Origin of the sequence: Candidatus Sodalis endolongispinus (assembly GCF_018777395.1) — a bacterium.
GTDB lineage: Bacteria > Pseudomonadota > Gammaproteobacteria > Enterobacterales > Enterobacteriaceae > Sodalis_B > Sodalis_B endolongispinus.
This window is the reverse complement of sequence record NZ_JAFJYC010000002.1, coordinates 561976-580334: the sequence shown is the minus strand read 5'-3', so window position 1 is coordinate 580334 and position 18359 is coordinate 561976. Positions and strand designations below refer to the sequence as shown.

General features: G+C 58.5%; 8 protein-coding genes and 6 pseudogenes. 10 read left to right on the top strand and 4 right to left on the bottom strand.

Annotation, left to right across the window (positions count from 1 at the left end):
- The first annotated feature begins 149 nt into the window (after positions 1–149).
- Positions 150–1124: pseudogene (cysB, locus tag JZM24_RS15975) on the top strand (HTH-type transcriptional regulator CysB).
- Between the two features lie 506 nt (positions 1125–1630).
- Positions 1631–4256: pseudogene (gene acnA / locus JZM24_RS15970) on the top strand (aconitate hydratase AcnA).
- A 149-nt stretch (positions 4257–4405) separates the two neighbouring features.
- Here acnA and ribA read toward each other — a convergent pair.
- Positions 4406–5005, bottom strand: coding sequence for a GTP cyclohydrolase II (gene ribA / locus JZM24_RS15965; RefSeq protein WP_215670899.1), 600 nt, complete (start codon positions 5003–5005; stop codon positions 4406–4408).
- Between the two features lie 261 nt (positions 5006–5266).
- Between ribA and pgpB the strand changes: the two are divergent.
- From pgpB to yciH, 5 genes and pseudogenes are all read left to right on the top strand, one after another.
- Positions 5267–6021, top strand: a pseudogene (gene pgpB, locus JZM24_RS15960) (phosphatidylglycerophosphatase B).
- Positions 6022–6277: 256 nt separating this feature from the next.
- Entirely contained in the window at positions 6278–6595 is a 318-nt protein-coding gene (locus JZM24_RS15955; RefSeq protein WP_215670896.1) for a LapA family protein, read from the top strand.
- Between the two features lie 6 nt (positions 6596–6601).
- Positions 6602–7771, top strand: a complete 1170-nt coding sequence (lapB, locus tag JZM24_RS15950; protein WP_215670894.1) for a lipopolysaccharide assembly protein LapB — start codon at positions 6602–6604, stop codon at positions 7769–7771.
- A gap of 178 nt (positions 7772–7949) precedes the next feature.
- On the top strand, positions 7950–8708 hold the full coding sequence (pyrF, locus tag JZM24_RS15945; protein WP_215670892.1) for an orotidine-5'-phosphate decarboxylase: 759 nt from the start codon (positions 7950–7952) through the stop codon (positions 8706–8708).
- Positions 8701–9027, top strand: coding sequence for a stress response translation initiation inhibitor YciH (gene yciH, locus JZM24_RS15940; RefSeq protein ID WP_215670889.1), 327 nt, complete (start codon positions 8701–8703; stop codon positions 9025–9027). Before pyrF ends, yciH begins: the two co-directional genes overlap by 8 nt.
- 89 nt (positions 9028–9116) lie before the next feature.
- Here the strand turns inward: yciH and JZM24_RS15935 are convergent.
- Positions 9117–9260: pseudogene (locus JZM24_RS15935) on the bottom strand (osmotically-inducible lipoprotein B); the annotation flags it as partial.
- A gap of 285 nt (positions 9261–9545) precedes the next feature.
- Between JZM24_RS15935 and araD the strand changes: the two are divergent.
- Positions 9546–10241, top strand: a complete 696-nt coding sequence (araD, locus tag JZM24_RS15930) for an L-ribulose-5-phosphate 4-epimerase (RefSeq protein WP_215670888.1) — start codon at positions 9546–9548, stop codon at positions 10239–10241.
- Between the two features lie 578 nt (positions 10242–10819).
- Positions 10820–11772: pseudogene (locus JZM24_RS15925) on the top strand (2-keto-3-deoxygluconate permease).
- Between the two features lie 131 nt (positions 11773–11903).
- Here the strand turns inward: JZM24_RS15925 and JZM24_RS15920 are convergent.
- Complete coding sequence (locus JZM24_RS15920; protein WP_215670885.1) at positions 11904–13838, bottom strand: exoribonuclease II; 1935 nt, start codon at positions 13836–13838, stop codon at positions 11904–11906.
- A 191-nt stretch (positions 13839–14029) separates the two neighbouring features.
- Positions 14030–16320: pseudogene (locus JZM24_RS15915) on the bottom strand (FdhF/YdeP family oxidoreductase).
- A 253-nt stretch (positions 16321–16573) separates the two neighbouring features.
- Here JZM24_RS15915 and JZM24_RS15910 point away from each other — a divergent pair.
- Positions 16574–18169 carry a PTS transporter subunit EIIC gene (locus JZM24_RS15910; protein WP_215670883.1) on the top strand — a complete coding sequence of 532 codons (1596 nt, stop codon included), beginning with the start codon at positions 16574–16576 and terminating at the stop codon, positions 18167–18169.
- Positions 18170–18359: the final 190 nt, after the last annotated feature.

Here is an 18359-nt window from a genome sequence, read left to right as displayed (position 1 = left end):
TGATAATTAAGTGATATTAAGTGTTTTTTATGATTAAATAGTATTAGTCATAACCAACGCTTTTAAGCGCTTTCGCGGAGCCGGGTTCGTCCCCGGTGCGGCGGGCTTGAGCCGTGCGTCAGGTTCACGGTATTCGTCAGGACAAGCCAATGAAATTGCAGCAACTTCGTTATATTGTGGAAGTGGTAAACCACAACCTGAATGTCTCCTCTACCGCTGAGGGGCTCTACACCTCTCAGCCCGGCATCAGTAAGCAGGTACGGATGCTGGAGGATGAACTTGGCGTGCAGATTTTCGCCCGCAGCGGCAAGCATTTGACCCAGGTCACGTCAGCGGGTCAGGAAATTATCCGCATCGCGCGCGAGGTGCTGTCCAAGGTCGATGCCATCAAGGCGGTCGCGGGGGAACACCCCTATCCTGACAAATGATCGCTGTATGTGGCGACCACCCATACCCAGGCGCGCTATGCCTTGCCGGAAGTAATTAAGGGGTTTATCGCGCGCTATACGCGGGTTTCGCTGCACATGCATCAAGGCTCGCCCACCCAAATCGCCGAAGCGGTGTCAAAAGGGACGGCGGATTTCGCCATCGCCACCGAGGCGCTGCATCTGTATGGCGATCTGGTGATGCTGCCCTGTTATCACTGGAACCTGGCTATCGTGGTGTTGCCGGACCATCCGCTCGCGGGCAAGCGATCGCTGTCTATCGAGGAGCTGGCGGCTTTTCCTCTGGTGACCTATACCTTTGGTTTTACCGGCCGCTCCGAGTTGGATACCGCCTTCAATCGCGCCGGCCTGACGCCGCGCATCGTGTTTACCGCCACCGATGCGGATGTGATTAAAACCTACGTGCGCATGGGGCTCTGGGTTGGGGTCATCGCCAACATGGCAGTAAATACCGAAGCGGATCCGGATTTGGTCAAAATCAACGCCGACGGTCTGTTTACCCAGAGCACCACCAAAATTGGTTTTCGTCGCAGCACCTTCCTGCGCAGCTATATGTATGATTTTATTCATCGCTTTGCCCCGCACCTGACCCGCGATGTGGTCGATATGGCGGTGGCGCTGCGCTCCAATGACGATATTGAAGCGATGTTCAAGGACATCAAGCTGCCCTTGAAGTAACCGCACCACCTTTGCCGCCATCTATTTGCAACGCCCGGCGCCGGCCGCCGCAGCGTTGACGTGCTGTTGGCGTTGACATGTCACTGGCGTTGACTTGCCACTCTTGTTGCTAGGTGCTGTGCGCTGGCTGTACCGTTAGCTCATGCCGGCGGCCCTCCATCTTTCGTTCTCTGCTACCACCGCAGCCGTTGCGTCTGGCGCAACGGCTGCCGGCGCGGATGTGCTTGAGGATGGACGGTTGCCGCCGCTGCCGAAATTTATGGCGGCGAATGAAATAGGCCGCCGGGGCGACGTCGCGTCCGGCGCGGGGTTTTGCCAATCGCAATAATAATCCGCCTATGTTATGAAAAAGTTGCCGTTTGTTTGTACTATCTTTAAATGATTACCTCAACCCGAATAGGGTTATGACAATAATGATTTTGTTTGGAGGAGTTATGTCGTTATCAATTAAAGAAGCAAGCAGGGATACGCTCACCGCACACCATAAAACTTAGCATTTCTTCAGCCTGGCGCTGGCGGCAGAACAGCTGGGGCCAATCGACAAACTGCCCAAATCGATGAAAGTGCTGCTGGAAAATCTTCTGCGCCGTCAAGATGACGTTATCGTCACCGAGGCGCACCTGTGCGACGTCGCCGGCTGGCTAAAAACCGCCCAGGCGGAGGGAGAAATCACCTATCGTCCCGCCCGAGTGTTAATGCAGGATTTCACCGGGGTGCCGACGGTAGTTGATTTGGCGGCCATGCGAGAGGCGGTGAAACGGCTGTGCGGTAATGTCGATAAAGTGAATACTCTCTCGCCGGTGGATCTGGTTATTGACCATTCGGTCACCGTGGACGCCTATGGCAGTGAGGACGCCTATGCCGAAAACAACCATCTGGAAATGTCGCGCAATCGGGAACGTTATACTTTTCTGCGCTGGGGGCAAAACGCATTCAGCCGTTTCCGCGTGGTGCCGCCGGAGAACGGCATCTGTCATCAGGTGAATCTGGAATACCTTGCCAAAACCGTCTGGCACGAAGAGCAGGGCGGGCAAGAATTCGCCTACCCGGACACGCTGGTTGGCACCGACTCCCACACTACGATGGTCAACGGCCTGGGGGTGTTAGGCTGGGGCGTCGGCGGAATCGAGGCGGAATCGGCCATGCTCGGCCAGCCGGTGTCGATGCTGATCCCGGACGTGGTAGGTTTCAAATTGACCGGTAAGCTCAACGAAGGCATCACCGCGACCGATTTGGTGCTGACCGTGACGCAAATGCTGCGGGCGCACGGCGTGGTTGGCAAATTCGTCGAGTTTTACGGCGACGGGCTGGATAAACTGCCGCTGGCGGATCGGGCGACGATTGCCAATATGGCACCTGAATATGGCGCGACCTGCGGTTTTTTTCCGGTGGACGCCATTACGCTCGACTTATTTGCGGCTGACCGGGCGCAGCGAGGAGCAGGTGGCGCTGGTGGAGGCCTACAGTAAACGTCAGGGGCTGTGGCGTCAGGCTGGCGACGAGCCGGTGTTTACCAGCACCATTGAGCTTGATATGGAAAGCGTGGTGGCGAGCCTCGCCGGCCCGCGTCGCCCCCAGGATCGAGTGGCGCTGACGGCCGTGCCGGGGGCGTTCAAAGCCACTGATGAGCTGGCGTTAGGCAAACGCGCCGAACAGGTTGCGCAGCCGTTCGAGCTGGACGGTGAAACCTACCGGCTGGATCAGGGCGCGGTCGTCATTGCCGCCATCACCTCCTGTACCAATACCTCCAACGCCAACATTCTGATGGCCGCCGGGCTACTGGCGCGAAACGCGGTCAAGAAAGGCCTGCGCAGCAAACCTTGGGTGAAAACCTCGCTGGCGCCAGGCTCAAAGGTTGTGACGGATTACTTGGCGGTGTCCGGGTTGACGCCTTACCTCGACCAGTTGGGTTTTAATCTGGTGGGCTACGGCTGTACCACCTTGTATCGGTAATTCCGGCCCGCTCAAACCCAGCATTGAGGCCGCCATCAAGGCCGCCATCAAGGCCGGCGATCTCACCGTCGGCGCAGTGTTGTCCGGTAACCGTAATTTCGAGGGGCGCATCCATCCGCTGGTGAAAACCAATTGTCTGGCGTCGCCGCCCCTGGTGGTGGCGTATGCGCTGGCGGGCAATATGCTGATTAATGTCAGCGAGGATCCCTTGGGCAGTGGAACCGATGGCAAACCGGTTTATCTGCGCGACATCTGGCCGAGCTCGCAAGAAATTGCCGAGGCGGTGGCGCTGGTCAACAGCGAAATGTTCCACAAAGAATACGGCGAAGTCTTCACCGGTAGCCACGATTGGCGTTCAATCGCGATCCCACCTACCATTGGCAGCCGGATTCCACCTATATACGCCTGCCCCAGTTTTTCGAGGATATGCTGCATCAGCCGAAACCGGTGGAAAACATCCACGGGGCGCGCATCCTGGCCATGCTGGGGGATTCGGTGACGACCGACCATATCTCGCCCGCGGGCAATATTAAGGTAGACAGCCCCGCCGGGCGTTATTTGCACCAGCACGGCGTCAGCACAGAAGATTTCAACTCCTACGGGTCACGGCGCGGCAATCACGAAGTGATGATGCGAGGCACCTTCGCCAATATCCGTATTCGCAATGAAATGGTGCCGGATATCGAAGGGGGCTATACCCGCCATGTCCCTTCCGGTGAATCGCTGGCAATTTACGACGTCGCCATGCGTTATGCCGCTCAGCAGGTGCCGTTGGCGATTATCGCCGGTAAAGAATACGGCTCCGGCTCCAGCCGCGATTGGGCAGCCAAGGGGCCAAGGCTTTTGGGGATCCGGGTGGTGATCGCCGAGAGCTTTGAGCGTATCCATCGCTCCAATCTTATCGGCATGGGCATCCTGCCGCTGGAATTTCCGCACGGTGAGACCCGCAAGACGCTAGGCCTAAGCGGTGATGAAACGATTGACGTACCTGACCTGGCGGCGCTGAAGCCCGGCTGTGACGTCCCGGTGACCTTTACCTGGCCAGATGGCCGCAGCCGCACTATCGAAGCGCGGTGCCGTATCGACACCGGCAATGAGTTGACCTATTACCGTCACGACGGCATCTTGCACTATGTCATTCGTAATATGCTGAATGAACCGGTGGGTGATCCGGCCTGAGGTTAGCTGCAGTGAGCTTCCTTGCCAGCCTGCGCCGGAGGCTGGCGGTGCCGGGAGGGAAGACGACCCATTACCGGAAGGCGCGGGGGCACGTGGCCCACGCCACCTGCAACATGGCCGCGCGGGGGCGGGATAACCCGCACCGGCGTTTATTCGGCGGGACCGTTAAGCAAGTGCCCCATTTTGGCGGCCTTGGTATCCAGGTAGCGGGCGTTCTTCGGGTTGCGGCCAACAATAAGTGGCACCCGTTCGCTGATATTGATGCCCGCCTCGGTCAATATATCGACCTTTTTGGGATTATTGGTCAACAAACGTATTGTTTCGACGCCCAACAATTTAAACATGTCGGCGCAGAGGGTGAAATCCCGCTCGTCGGCGGCAAAGCCGAGCTGATGATTGGCCTCGACCGTATCGGCGCCTTTGTCTTGCAGAGCATAGGCGCGAATTTTGTTCAACAGACCGATATTACGGCCTTCCTGGCGGTGGTAGAGCAATATGCCGCGCCCCTCTTCGGCGATATGACTCAGCGCCGCCTCCAGTTGGAAGCCGCAATCGCAGCGCAGGCTGAACAGAGCATCGCCGGTGAGGCATTCGGAATGGACACGTGCCAGCACCGGCGCCGGGCCGGTTATATCGCCATAGACCAACGCCAGATGATCGTGCCCGGTGGCGATTTCCTCGAAGCCCACCATCAGGAAATCACCCCAGGGTGTCGGCAGTTTGGCTTCTGCCACACGTTTAAGCTGCATATTGCTCTCCAAAACCTAAGAATGACGCGCATCCTACTGCCTGCGGTGCCGTTTGACCAGCACCAGCGCAAGAAGGCGCGTCGATCGGAATCATCTGGGTTCTATTTTGCCATAAATTTACCCTATGACGGGATTTGTTGCGGTAAACTGGCGACAAAATGCGCAACCAACACGCCGTTAGCCATTGTTTATGGCACTTTCTGTTAAGCTTGTCTGCGGCCGTCGCGCACCCTGACGGCAATCCGTAAAAAAGGAAAATCAATGGTTGAAATTGCTAAACGCACCGGTATGGGGGCGCTGCTACTGATGGTGTTACCGCTGGTGCTGTGGGCCAGCGGCTGGCAGTGGCAGCCGGAAAATGATTACCGCTGGCTAAAAGGGTGGTACTGGCTGACGCAAACCGTGACCTCGCCCTGGGGCACCATGACTAGCGCGCTGCTGATAAGCTGGTTTCTCTGGTGTTGCGTTATCGTCTGAAACCGGCCCTGGGGCTGGCGGCGATATTGACCGCGACGTTACTTATCGGCCAAGGCATGAAATCGTTCATCAAAGAGCGGGTGCAGGAGCCCAGGCCCTTTGTGGTCTGGCTGGATAAGCATTATGCCATCGACGATCGGGCGTTTTACGCCATGCCGCGCAAAGCGCGCAGTGCGGCGCTAGCGCGGGAACTGAAACAGCAGCATGTGATCCCGCCCTGGCTGCAGAAGCATTGGCGGGCTGAAACCGGTTTTTCGTTTCCCTCCGGTCATACGATCTTCGCCGCCAGCTGGGCATTGTTGGCCGTGGGATTGCTCTGGCCGCGTCGGCACAGGGTCTCCACCGTGGTGCTGTTGATATGGGCCAGCGGCGTGATGGTCAGCCGCATGGCGCTCGGCATGCACTGGCCGCGCGATGTGGTCATGGGCGTCGCCGTCAGCTGGCTGGTGATTACCCTTGGCTGTTGGCTGGTGCAGCGCTGGATAGGCGCGCTGACGCCAACGCCGGAAGAAGCGTCGGATATTCGTTCGCGCGGGTGAGGGGGCCGGCCAACCGTTCTTTGCGCCTGGCCGGCAAAGAGAAAAGCACCGCCGGCGGTTGGGTTTTCCTTGTGGCGGCCCTATAGTAATTATTCAACCTGCGCAGATATTGCCGCCGCGGTGAAACTGGCCGCCGGCAGGTGATGCCCCCTATCGCAGGGGAAAATTTCCTTCATAACCGGGGAAATGGTAATTTAACCGTGTCAGATGAGCTAAGCGTCTGAACGTACGACTAACACGTCTTGCAGGAAATCATGTGAAATATGTTCTGATAATGTTGCTGGTGCTGGTGATTTTTATCATCTCCGTTACCTTTGGCGCGCATAACGATCAGGTGGTGACGTTTAACTACCTTCTGGCGCAGAGTCAATTTCGTGTGTCGACCTTACTCACCTCACTGTTCGCCGCCGGATTTGTCATCGGCTGGTTCATCTGCGGCCTGTTCTGGTTGCGCACGCGCGTCGCGCTGATGCGGTCCGAACGCAAGGTGAAACGCTTAGAACAGCAGCTTGCGCCGCTGGAAACGGTGACCACCGCGCCCGCCGGCGCGCCTGCCGTTACGCCTAAGGAATAACGCATTATGTTAGAACTGCTGTTTCTGTTGCTGCCCGTGGCCGGCGCCTATGGCTGGTATATGGGGCGCAGGAGTGCGCAGCAGGAGAAACAGCAGGAAGCTAACCGTCTTTCCCGGGAGTACGTCGCCGGGGTGAATTTTCTGCTGTCCAACCAGCAAGATAAGGCGGTGGACCTGTTCCTCGATATGTTGAAGGAGGACAGCAACGCCTTTGAGGCGCATCTGACGCTGGGCAATTTGTTTCGTTCCCGCGGCGAAGTCGACCGCGCTATCCGCATCCACCAGGCGTTAATGGAGAGCACGTCGTTAACCTTTGAGCAGCGGTTGTTAGCCATTCAGCAACTGGGCCGGGATTATATGGCGGCCGGGTTTTACGATCGCGCTGAAGATATGTTTAGCCAGTTAGTGAACGAAGACGACTTCCGGGTGGGCGCGTTGAGTCTGCTGCTGCAGATCCATCAGGCGACCAGCGAATGGTCGAAGGCGATAGACGTCGCCGAAAAACTGGTCAAACTCGGCGAAGAGCAGCGCCGGGTGGAAATTGCCCATTTTTACTGCGAGCTGGCGCTACAGGCGATGGGCAGTGACGATTTGGATCGCGCCGTCGCGCTGCTGAAAAAAGGGGCGGCAGAAGACAAAAACAGCGCGCGGGTGTCCATCATGCGCGCCAGAATATTCATGGCCCAGCAAGATTATGCCGGCGCGGTCGGCGAACTGACGCGGGTGTTGGATCAGGATCGCGAAATGGTCAGCGAAACGCTGCCTATGCTGCAGGAATGTTATCAGGTGTTGGATCAACCCGCTCAATGGGCGGAATTTCTTAAACGCTGTGTGGAAGAAGACAGCGGCTCGGCGGCGGAACTGCTGTTGACCGATATTATTGAGCGTGAACAGGGGCCGGAGGTAGCGCAGGGATATATCAATCAGCAATTGCGTCAGCATCCGACCATGCGCATGTTTCACCGGCTGATGAATTTTCACCTCAGTGAGGCGGAAGACGGTCGCGCCAAGGAAAGTCTGCAGACGCTGCGCGATATGGTCGGCGAACAGATCCATACCAAACCCCGCTACCGCTGCCAGAAATGCGGTTTCACCTCTCATAGCCTGTATTGGCATTGCCCGTCGTGTAAATCCTGGGCCTCGGTTAAGACCATACGCGGTCTGGATGGCCAGTAACCGCTTTCAGCCAATATCAGCCCGGAAAGATAGGTTACGCACCGCCGCCGCAGTATGGCGCTACTGACATCCGACGGCCAACCTGGCGCCGTCCTGGCTGGGATTTTGCGCCGTCGGCGGGTAAAATAGCTCGATGCTAACGGGACTGCGCTGGCGGGCCGCCAACCAGAGATGTTTCATGACGCGCACGATTGTATCTTCCTCTTCCCCTTTAACCACGCAACTGACGGGCTCGCCGGTGATAATGGCATTGGATTATGCCGATGCCCGTCAGACGTTGGCGTTTGCCGACCAGGTGGCGCCGTCCCAGTGCCGGATGAAAATCGGCAAAGAAATGTTCACCCAAGCGGGACCGACGTTGGTGCGCGACCTACAGCAGCGCGGTTTCGAGGTTTTTCTTGACCTGAAATTTCACGATATCCCCAACACGGTGGCCAAAGCGGTTAGCGCGGCGGCGGAATTGGGGGTATGGATGGTCAATGTGCACGCCAGCGGCGGTGAACGCATGATGGCGGCGTCGCGGGAGGCGCTGGTGCCGTTTGGGGCCGACGCGCCCGTGCTTATCGCCGTCACGGTGCTTACCAGCATGAATGATGATGATCTGCGGGGGATAGGCATTGCCGGCAGCGCCTCGGACCACGCCGTGCGCCTGGCCTTACTTGCAAAAGCTTGCGTCCTGGACGGCGTGGTGTGTTCCGCCTGGGAAGCGGCGCGGCTGAAAAGCGACTGCGGCGCGGATTTCGCGCTGGTGACACCGGGCATACGCCCCGCCGGTAGCGAAGCGGGGGATCAGCGCCGGGTGATGACGCCGCTGCAGGCGCAGCAGGCGGGCGTGGATTATATGGTGATCGGACGACCTATTACCCAGGCAGCCGATCCCGCTGCTGCGCTGGCGGCGATTTTGCAGGAACTACAAGCCGGAGAAGCCCATGTCTGATACAAACCGGCTGGTGTATTCCACCGACGGCGAGCGCATCAAAGCGCAAGAGGAGACGCCCGCGCCGCGCGCGTCAGGGGACGGTATTGTGCGCCTGCAGCGGCAAACCAGCGGCAGAAAAGGTAAAGGCGTGTGCCTGATTACCGGCCTCGATTGGGATGACACGGCGCTGCAAACCCTTGCCAGCGAGCTGAAAAAGAAATGCGGTACCGGTGGGGCAGTGAAGGATGGGGTAATTGAGATTCAGGGCGATAAACGCGAGCTTCTAAAACAACTTTTGGAAGCGCGGGGTCTGAAGGTAAAGCTGGCGGGCGGCTAAACGGGCGCGCCCGCCTTATCCGCCGCTAGCCGCGGCTGAGCGCGGTGTAGCGGCGTAAGAGTTAGCGGAAAACGGGCCCTAATCCACTTGATGGCCAATGATCCCGCCGACGGCGGCGCGGCGCCGATGGCGGTTTTACGATCGCGTTTCGACCAATTCGAGCACGCGCTCAGCGATAAAGCCAGGGTGACCGCCAGCGCCGCGGCGGCCATGCGTTTAGAGGTTGAGCTCATCATCACGTTCTCCATATCCAGCTGTTATGTTGAATTACCTTGAAATAATTATAGACTTATTCGCAACATTTAGCTTGTTTGGTGCTTATTGAGGATTTATTATAAATCAATATGTTACGACTTTTTCTCAGGTTAAATAATCCGAAATTTCCCCCCCTAAACCCTGGCTGATACGTTTCCCAGCGTTCCGATAGCAGAACCACGCCCGATCTTCAGCCGGTTTACCCATAGCGGACCCGCACGCCGGACCGGACAATAGCCTTATCTTGGGATAAGGAGAACGCCATGCTAAACAGTCTGAAACAAGAGGTGTTGGAGGCGAATCTGGCGCTGCCGCAGCACCAGCTGGTTACCTTTACCTGGGGTAATGTCAGCGCGGTCGATCGCAAAACCGGACTGATGGTCATTAAACCGTCCGGTGTCGATTACAGCGCCATGACTCTTGACGACATGGTTGTCGTGGAACTGGCCAGCGGCCGGCGGGTGGAGGGGCGGTGCAAACCCTCATCCGACAGCGATACTCACCGGGCGCTTTATTTGGCGTTCGAGGCGTTGGGCGGCATTGTGCATACCCATTACCGTCATGCCACCATCTGGGCGCAGGCGGGGCGGGATATTCCCGCCTGGGGGACGACGCACGCCGACTATTTCTATGGCGCGATCCCCTGTACCCGGCTGATGACCGATGACGAGATCAATGGTCGTTATGAATGGGAAACCGGACAGGTGATTGTGGAGACCTTCCGGCACCGGGAGCTCAGTCCGTCAACTTTGCCGGCGGTGCTGGTGAACGCCCATGGGCCTTTTGCTTGGGGCAGCGACGCGGCAAATGCGGTGCACAATGCCGTGGTGCTGGAAGAAATTGCGTACATGGGGATCTTTTCCCGCCAGCTCAGTCCAGAGCTACCGGCCATACAGCGCAGCCTGTTGGTGAAACACTATATGCGCAAGCACGGCAAAGAGGCCTATTACGGTCAGTAACCTGCGCCGCCAGACTAAACGCCACTCGCCGGCCAGCAATTTCGCGGCCCTCAAGTCTGAGAGCCTCGCCCCGGATTTTCCCGATTCAGCCATGTTGCCTTGCCGCTAAACGTCGCTGCCGCTAGGACTTGCCGGCAAACGGCGTGACTGCTTTGCAGCCTTGTAACCTTACCGCAGCATGGCTATGTTGCCTGGCGCGACTGCCTTGCTGCCACACGGCGCGACTGTCTTCTGCCTTGCCGCCGCACGGTGATGTTGCCTTGCAGCCAAATGGCGCTGCTGCTTTGTTGCCACCCGGCCTTACCGCCAAACGGCGCTGCTGCTTTGTTACCACCCGGCCTTACTGCCGCCGCCGGGGTCGCCAGACGGCGCTGTGGATGCCTCGAGGTCCGCCGCCTCGCGTTTTATCAAAATGATGTATTTTTAAAATAGAAACAATATTTCAATTATGCGGCCGATCACTGTTTGCCCTCTTATTTGCGGCTAGTTTAAGCCTACATTTCCCCGGTGCTCCGGGGATCCGGCCAGCGACTGGCCCTAATGCCTGAGGGCGGTGTTTGCGATAAGGTGGCGGCAGAATGCAAATTAAACGTGCTATCGATAAAATTCCGGGCGGTATGATGCTCATTCCGCTATTTCTCGGTGCCCTATGCCATACCTTTTCGCCAGGCGCCGGCGGCTATTTTGGCTCTTTCACCAATGGCCTAATTACCGGTCCGGTACCGATTCTGGCTATCTGGTTTTTTTGTATGGGCGCATCCATCAAGCTGAGCGCGACCGGTACGGTACTGCGTAAGTCTGGCACGCTGGTAGTGACGAAAATAGCGGTTGCCTCACGGGTTTTGCCGGCCAACGGCGTAGAGGTCGGTTTTTTTGCCGGATTGTCGACGCTGGCGCTGGTGGCATCGATGGACATGACCAACGGCGGTTTATATGCCTCCATTATGCAACAGTACGGCAGCAAGGAAGAAGCCGGGGCCTTTGTCTTGATGTCGCTGGAGTCCGGGCCGTTGATGACCATGGTGATTATCGGCACGGCGGGCATCGCTTCCTTTGAGCCGCAGGTGTTCGTCGGCGCGGTATTGCCCTTTATTATCGGCTTTGCGCTGGCAATACCATTAATTTGGCGGTCATTGCCCAAACCGGGTTATTGGGGATCCTGCTTGGCCTGATGGTCATTATCATTACCGGCATCCCGCTGATTTTGGCCGACCGCCTTATCGGCGGCGGTGACGGGACCGCCGGTATTGCCGCGTCCAGTTCCGCCGGCGCGGCGGTAGCAACACCGGCGGTGATTGCCGGCATGGCGCCGCAGTTTGCGCCGATGGCGCCGGCGGCGACGGCGCTGGTAGCCACGTCGGTAATTGTCACCTCGATTCTGGTACCGGTGTTAACCGCGCTCTATTCTCGCCGCGTCAAACGCGGGCAGCCGGCCGCGGTGGGTGCTGATAGGGGGATGGGCCGCGGGTCAGCGGCGGGTGAACGGGCGGTGGACAGCGAATCAGCGAGCGCCGATCGCCTGCTCCCCTGAGCGGACACTGCGGGCGCACGGCGGCGATCGGCAGCCCGGCGCAGAGGCATGAGGCGCAAAAAAAACCGCAGCGCCAAAGGCGATGCGGTGAGGAGGAAAGCGCCGGGCACCTAAGCGCCGCCGAGACAGATTTACGCCGGGCGAGCGATGACCGAGCGGTTTTCCATCCGTACTTCGGCGATGGTCACATCAAGGGTATCACCCTGACGGTAGCGTTCCTCGCCTTTCACCTGCACGGTACCGGTGTCCTGACTACAGACCAGCTCGTCGCGCACGCTGTGGATGAAGGGGGCGGGAATGAACGCTACCGCGCCGTTATCCAACAAACGCACCCGCATGCCGCCGCGGGAGATGTCGATGATTTCCGCCGCGAAGCGGCGGTTGCTGCCGGCTGTCGGCTGCAGGAAACGGGCATAAAGCCAATCGCCCACGTCCCGTTCCGCCATGCGGTGCTGGCGGCGGCGCTCGGCGAGACGCAGCGTGACTTCCTCATTCGGCCGTTCTGCGCCGCCCACGCCAATCAAGGCTTTAAGCAGGCGGTGATTGATCATATCGCCATACTTACGAATTGGCGAGGTCCAGGTGGCATAGGCGTCAAGTCCCAGCCCGAAGTGCGGGCCCGGCACCGTGCTGACTTCGGCAAAAGTCTGGAAACGGCGAATGCGGCTGTCCAGATAAGTGGTGGGCAGGGCATTCAGCCGCCGGCGCAGTGCGTAAAACCCCTCCAGCGTCAGGAGACAGGCGGGGTCGACATCGATTTGGTGACTGCGCAAAATGGCGACCGCCTGGTCCACCTGTAGCGGATCGAAACCGTGGTGCACGTTATAAAGGCCATAGCCCAGGCCGTCGCGCAACACGCGGGCGGCGCAGAGATTGGCGGCGATCATCGCCTCCTCGATCATGCGGTTGGCAATACGACGCGGCTCGACGACAATGTCATCCACATTGCCCTTCTCATCCAGTACGAAGCGATAGTCCGGGCGATCCCTGAACACCAGCGCGTGATCTTGTCGCCAGGCGCTGCGGGCCTGACAAACGTTGTGCAGCAGGCGAATCTGAACGGCGATAGCCTCGGTTTCCGGCTGCCATGTGACGATGTTTTCCAACCAATCAGACACATTGTCGTAGGCCAGTTTGGCCTTGGACTCGACCCAAGCGGTGAAAAAGTGCGCATCGTCGGCCAGGGCACCGTCTGAAAGCACCGTGACGCGGCACGCCAGCGCCGGACGCCGCTCGTGGGCGCGCAGTGAACACAGGTCATCAGACAACGTCCGCGGCAGCATGGGAATATTGAAACCGGGCAGGTAATTGGTAAAGGCGCGCTCGCGGGCAATATTATCCAGCGGGCTGCCTGCCGCAACCCAGGCGGTGGGATCCGCGATGGCGACGGTCATGACCCAGGCATCGTTCGGCGCTGGGGCCAGATGGATAGCGTCGTCCATATCTTCGGTGCTGGCGCTATCAATAGTGATGAAATCGAGCGCGGTAAGATCCTCGCGCGCCGGCCCGTCTTCCTGCAGGCTGACCCCTACCGGCATGGCCGGTGCGGTGCGCTCAAGGTTATGGCGGGCGAGTGTCACCCACCAGGGCGCGAAATGATCGTCGGCGGTGGTGACCAGGGCGGTAATTTCGGCATAAAACTGGCGATCGCCTTTCAGCGGGTGGCGGCGCATTTCCGCGACCGCCCAGTCGCCGGTTTGAAACGCCTGGCTAATGCCGCGCTGTGGCCGCGTGGGGATAACCTCTTTGATGAGCGGATGATCCGGCACAACGCTAAGACGATCGTCTTTGGCCTGTACCCGCCCCACAAATCGCGTGAGAAAGGGATCGATGAGTTCTTCCGGCTCGGAAATTTCCCGCTCTTTCTCGGTACGCACCACGGCGGAGATTCTATCGCCGTGCATCACTTTCTTCATGAAGGGCGGCGGAATGAAATAGCTTTTCTGGGCATCGACCTCGAGGAAGCCGAACCCTTTCTCTGTGCCTTTAACCACGCCTTCGACACGCGGTGTCTGGGAATGCAGTTGCTGTTTTAGCTGTGCAAGCAGCGGATTGTCTTGAAACATAATGTCCGGAAAAAGTGGATTGTAATGTGCTGAGTAGCGGCAGATAGTTTTACGCGATTCGGTCTGCGTCGGCAAGCTTACCGGTTATATGAAGCTAAAAAAACCACCCAGTTGACCCGGGGTGGTTTTTAGGGGGAAGGGACGCGCGATGAGCGCGGCCCTTGTCGTGTTGAGCCGGTGCGGCCGACCGGTCACACAATGCGCTGAGTCGGCGGCGTCAGGCTCGGCGTCAATTTGACCGGAACCGATTTCGAGGTCGGGGTAAAGGTGCCGTCACCGAAACTGGATAGGGGGACCAGCGGATTGGTTTCCGGGTAGTATGCCGCCAGGTTGCCGCGCGGGATAGCGTAGCTGACCGCTTTAAACCCCGTCACTTTGCGCTGCACGCCGTCATGCCACAGGGTTTCTATATCGACCCGATCTCCCTCCTTAAGACCCAGCTCGGCCAGATCCTGCGGGTGAATAAAAACCACCTCCCGCTGACTGTAAACGCCGCGGTAGCGGTCATACAGACCATAAATAGTGGTGTTATATTGATCGTGGGAGCGCAGGGTTTGCAGGGTGAACGGCGCGTTCTTGCCCTGCAACTGCGGTATAAGTGTTTCAGGCAGCGCGGCGGCGCTGAACTGCGCCTTGCCGCTTGGCGTCGCGAAACGCAGTTCGGCGGCGCTATTGCCGAGATAAAACCCCTCCGGCGCGTCGCAGCGGCGGTTAAAATCGGTAAAGCACGGCTGGGTGGCGGCGATGTGATCGCGAATCAAATCGTAATTGCCCGCCCGCGCGCGCCAATCGAGCTGGTCCTCCCCCAGCACCGCGGCGGCAATCGCGGTTTCGGAACGCAGCTGGTCGGAAATCGGCGGATTTACCCCTTGCGACGCGTGCACCATGCTGAAGGAGTCTTCGACGGTAATGTATTGATCGCCGCTGGCCTGGGTATCGCGGTCGGTCCGGCCAAGCGTTGGCAAGATCAGCGCGTCAAGGCCGGGCACCAGATGGCTGCGGTTAAGCTTGGTGCTGATATGCACGGTGAGCGCGCAGCGCTGCAGCGCGGCCTCGGTGCGCGGTGTATCCGGCGCCGGCGCCGCCAGGTTGCCGCCGAGGGTAATCAGCACTTTCACTTCATCGCGCAACATCGCTTCGATGGCTTGAACGGTATTGTGACCGGCGTCGCGCGGCGGTGTGAAGTTAAAATGTGCCGCCAGACTGTCCAGCATGGCCGCTGAAGGTTTTTTGTCAATCCCCATGGTACGGTTGCCCTGAACATTGCTGTGTCCGCGTACCGGACACAGACCGGCCCCCGGTCTACCCAGCTGGCCGAAGAGCAATTGCAAATTGACGATTTCGCGCACCGTGGCGACGGAGTGTTTGTGCTGGGTGATCCCCATCGCCCAGGTACAGATAACCCGCTTGGCAGCGCGGTAAATTTCCGCAACCTCGCGCAAATCCTGCTCGCTGAGGCCGGACTGCCGGGTCACCTGCTGCCAGGAGGTGGCGTCGACGGCGGCGAGGTACGCCTCCACGCCTTGGGTATGGGCGCTGATAAAAGCGTCATCGAATAGGCCGTCTTCTCCCCGCGCCAGATGTTGACGATGGGTTTCCAACAGCGCTTTGACCATCCCGCGTATCGCCGCCATATCGCCGCCCAGATTGGGCTGAAGGTAGCGCGAGCTGATTCGCCCGGATTTGGGCGTAATAACTTCCAGCGGTTTTTGCGGATCGGCGAAACGCTCCAGCCCGCGCTAGCGCAGATTGTTGAAGCTGACGATGCTGGCGCCGTGGTCGGCGGCGTGACGCAGGCTGTGCAGCATACGTGGATGGTTGGTGCCGGGGTTCTAACCAAAAACGAAAATGGCGTCGGCCAGGTCGAAATCGTCAAGGCGCACGGTGCCTTTGCCGACGCCGATACTTTGCTTCAGGCCGCTGCCGCTGGCCTCATGGCCATATTGGAACAATCGGGAAAGTTATTGGTGCCGAACATCCGGCCGAACAGCTGATAAAGATAAGACGCCTCATTGCTGGCGCGCCCGGAGGTGTACAGCTCAAGCTCTCCGGAATGCGTCAGATCATGCAGATGACTACGGATAAGGGCGAAGGCCTCTTCCCAGCGAATGGGCAGGTATTTATCGCTTTCGGCGTTATAGCGCAGCGGCTCCGTCAGCCGTCCTTGATACTCGAGGAAATAATCACTCTGCTGATAAAGCTGGCTAACGGTGTGCCGGGCGAAGAAAGCAGCATCCACCGCTTTGCGGGTGGCTTCCCAGCTTACCGCTTTGGCACCGTTTTCACAAAAACTGAAGGTGCCGTTATTATCACCCCAGGAACAGCCCGGGCAGTCAAACCCTTTTGATTTGTTGACGCGCAGCAGATTGCGGATGTTTTTGAAGGTCTGTTTGCTGTCCAGCACATAGCGGGTGGTGGATTCCAAGGCTCCCCATCCGCCCGCAGCGCCGTCGTAAGGTTTTATCGCAGGTTTGAATTTCATATTATGGTTTCGCAGATAATAACTTCGATGGGATGTTAAATTTTGTTTAACTGTTTGATCCAATTGCGTAAAAGTTTAATCGAGCTGCCGGCAAGCGTCTAATCGAAACGCTTTATCGCGGTATAGAGCGCGGTTATTGCACGCTATTTGTGATCTTGTTCATATTACTGGCCATCAACCCCGCGCGAGTTCCTCGCCGTCGCTGGCCCTGTCTCATACTGACTGGGTCGTCCAATCAGGAGTGTCCCGCGCGATGAAAGAGATAGGTAGCAAAATTCATGGGTTTGGCAAAGCGCTGATGATGCCGATTTCGGTGATCGCCGCCGCCGGGATTTTCCTGGGGCTGGCGGCAGCAATGCAAAACCCCGCAGTGACCGGCGAGGCCTTCGCCCGGCTGCAATACCCGCAACTGATCATCGGCTTCATCCGTCAGGTGGCGAGCGCACTGTTCGCCAACCTGCCGCTGTTTTTCGCCGTCGCCAGCGCTATCGGCCTGGCGCGAGAGGAAAAACCGACCGCCGCCTTCGCCGCGGTAATCGGCTTCATCAGCCTGCACGTGGGGGTAAGCGCATCGCTGGCGGCACAGTCTATCACCCCGGCCACCACCACCCTGGCGGCGTTAACCGCGCGCGGCATGTCGCAGACCGAGGCGATGATGTATGCCGCGCAGTTCACCCCGACGTTGGGCATTTTTTCCTATAATATGAGCGTGCTCGGCGGGGTTATCGCCGGCCTGGTGACGGTGGCGATGCATAACCGTTTCTATACCGTGGTGCTGCCGACCGCCATCAGTTTCTTCGGCGGCCGACGTTTCGTGCCTATCGTCACGGTGGTGCTGCCGCTGGTGGGGCTCTGCCTATCGCTCATCTGGCCCGCCATCGGCCACGGCATCGCCTGGTTGGGGCAGCTCATCGGCAAAAGCGGCGCCCTCTGGATGTGGCTGTACGGTTTTTGCGAGCGGCTGCTGATCCCCACCGGCCTGCACCATATATTGAATGAAACGGTGCGTTTCACCCCTATCGGCGGCATGGTGACGGCGGACAACCAGACATTGGTTGGGGCGTTGACCATTTTTAATACCTCACTTACTCATCCCGGTCTGCTAAGCGACGTCGTTATCCGCCACGCCACGCGTTTCCTGGTGCAAGGCAAAATTCCCACCATGATATTTGGCTTACCGGGCGCGGTGCTGGCGATGTATCACTGCGCGCGGCCCGAACATAAAGAACGCGTCAAGGCGCTAATGCTGGCCGGCGGTATGGCCTCGTTCACTACCGGTATTACCGAACCGCTGGAGTTCTGTTTTATTTTTGTCTCGCCTGTGCTGTTTATTTTTCATGCGGTGTTGAGCGGCGTTGCGTTTATGCTGATGGATTTGCTGCATGTCATGATTGGCAATGTGCAGGGCGGCGCCATTGATCTGGTTATCTTCGGCGTACTCGGCGGCGCCCGGACCCAATGGTGGTATCCGGTGCTGCTGGGGGCGGTGTATTGTCCGCTTTACTATGCGGTGTTCCGCGCGGTCATCCGCCGCAGGCATGTCGAGACGCCGGGGCGGGAATCGGACGAGCAGACTCCGCCGGAGCAGGAAAAGCAAAGCGCCGATGAACGCTCGCAAACCATCATTAATGGCCTGGGAGGGCGGCAGAATATCGCCGACGTTGATTGCTGTTTTACCCGGCTACGCGTGCGGGTGCGCGACATGCGGCAGGTGGTGGATCGTACCTTGATGCTCACCGGTGCCGGCGGGGTTAAACGGGTCAGCGGCAACGATGTGCAGGTAATCTATGGCCAGCAGGTGGAAAAAATCGCCCACGACGTGAAACGGACGCTGGGCGTGAGCAGTTAATTTCGAATCGGGGCAGACGTTAACCGCCATTCCCACGCTAACGCAGGTCAGGTGGCTCTTTTTATTTGTGTACCAACGATAGCGTTTGCTGTGTCGGTGTGGGCCAAACGATAGCCGCCATTGACGCGCTAACGCGGCTCAGGTGGCTCTTTTCATTTGTACACCAACGATAGCGTCTGGTGTGCCGGTG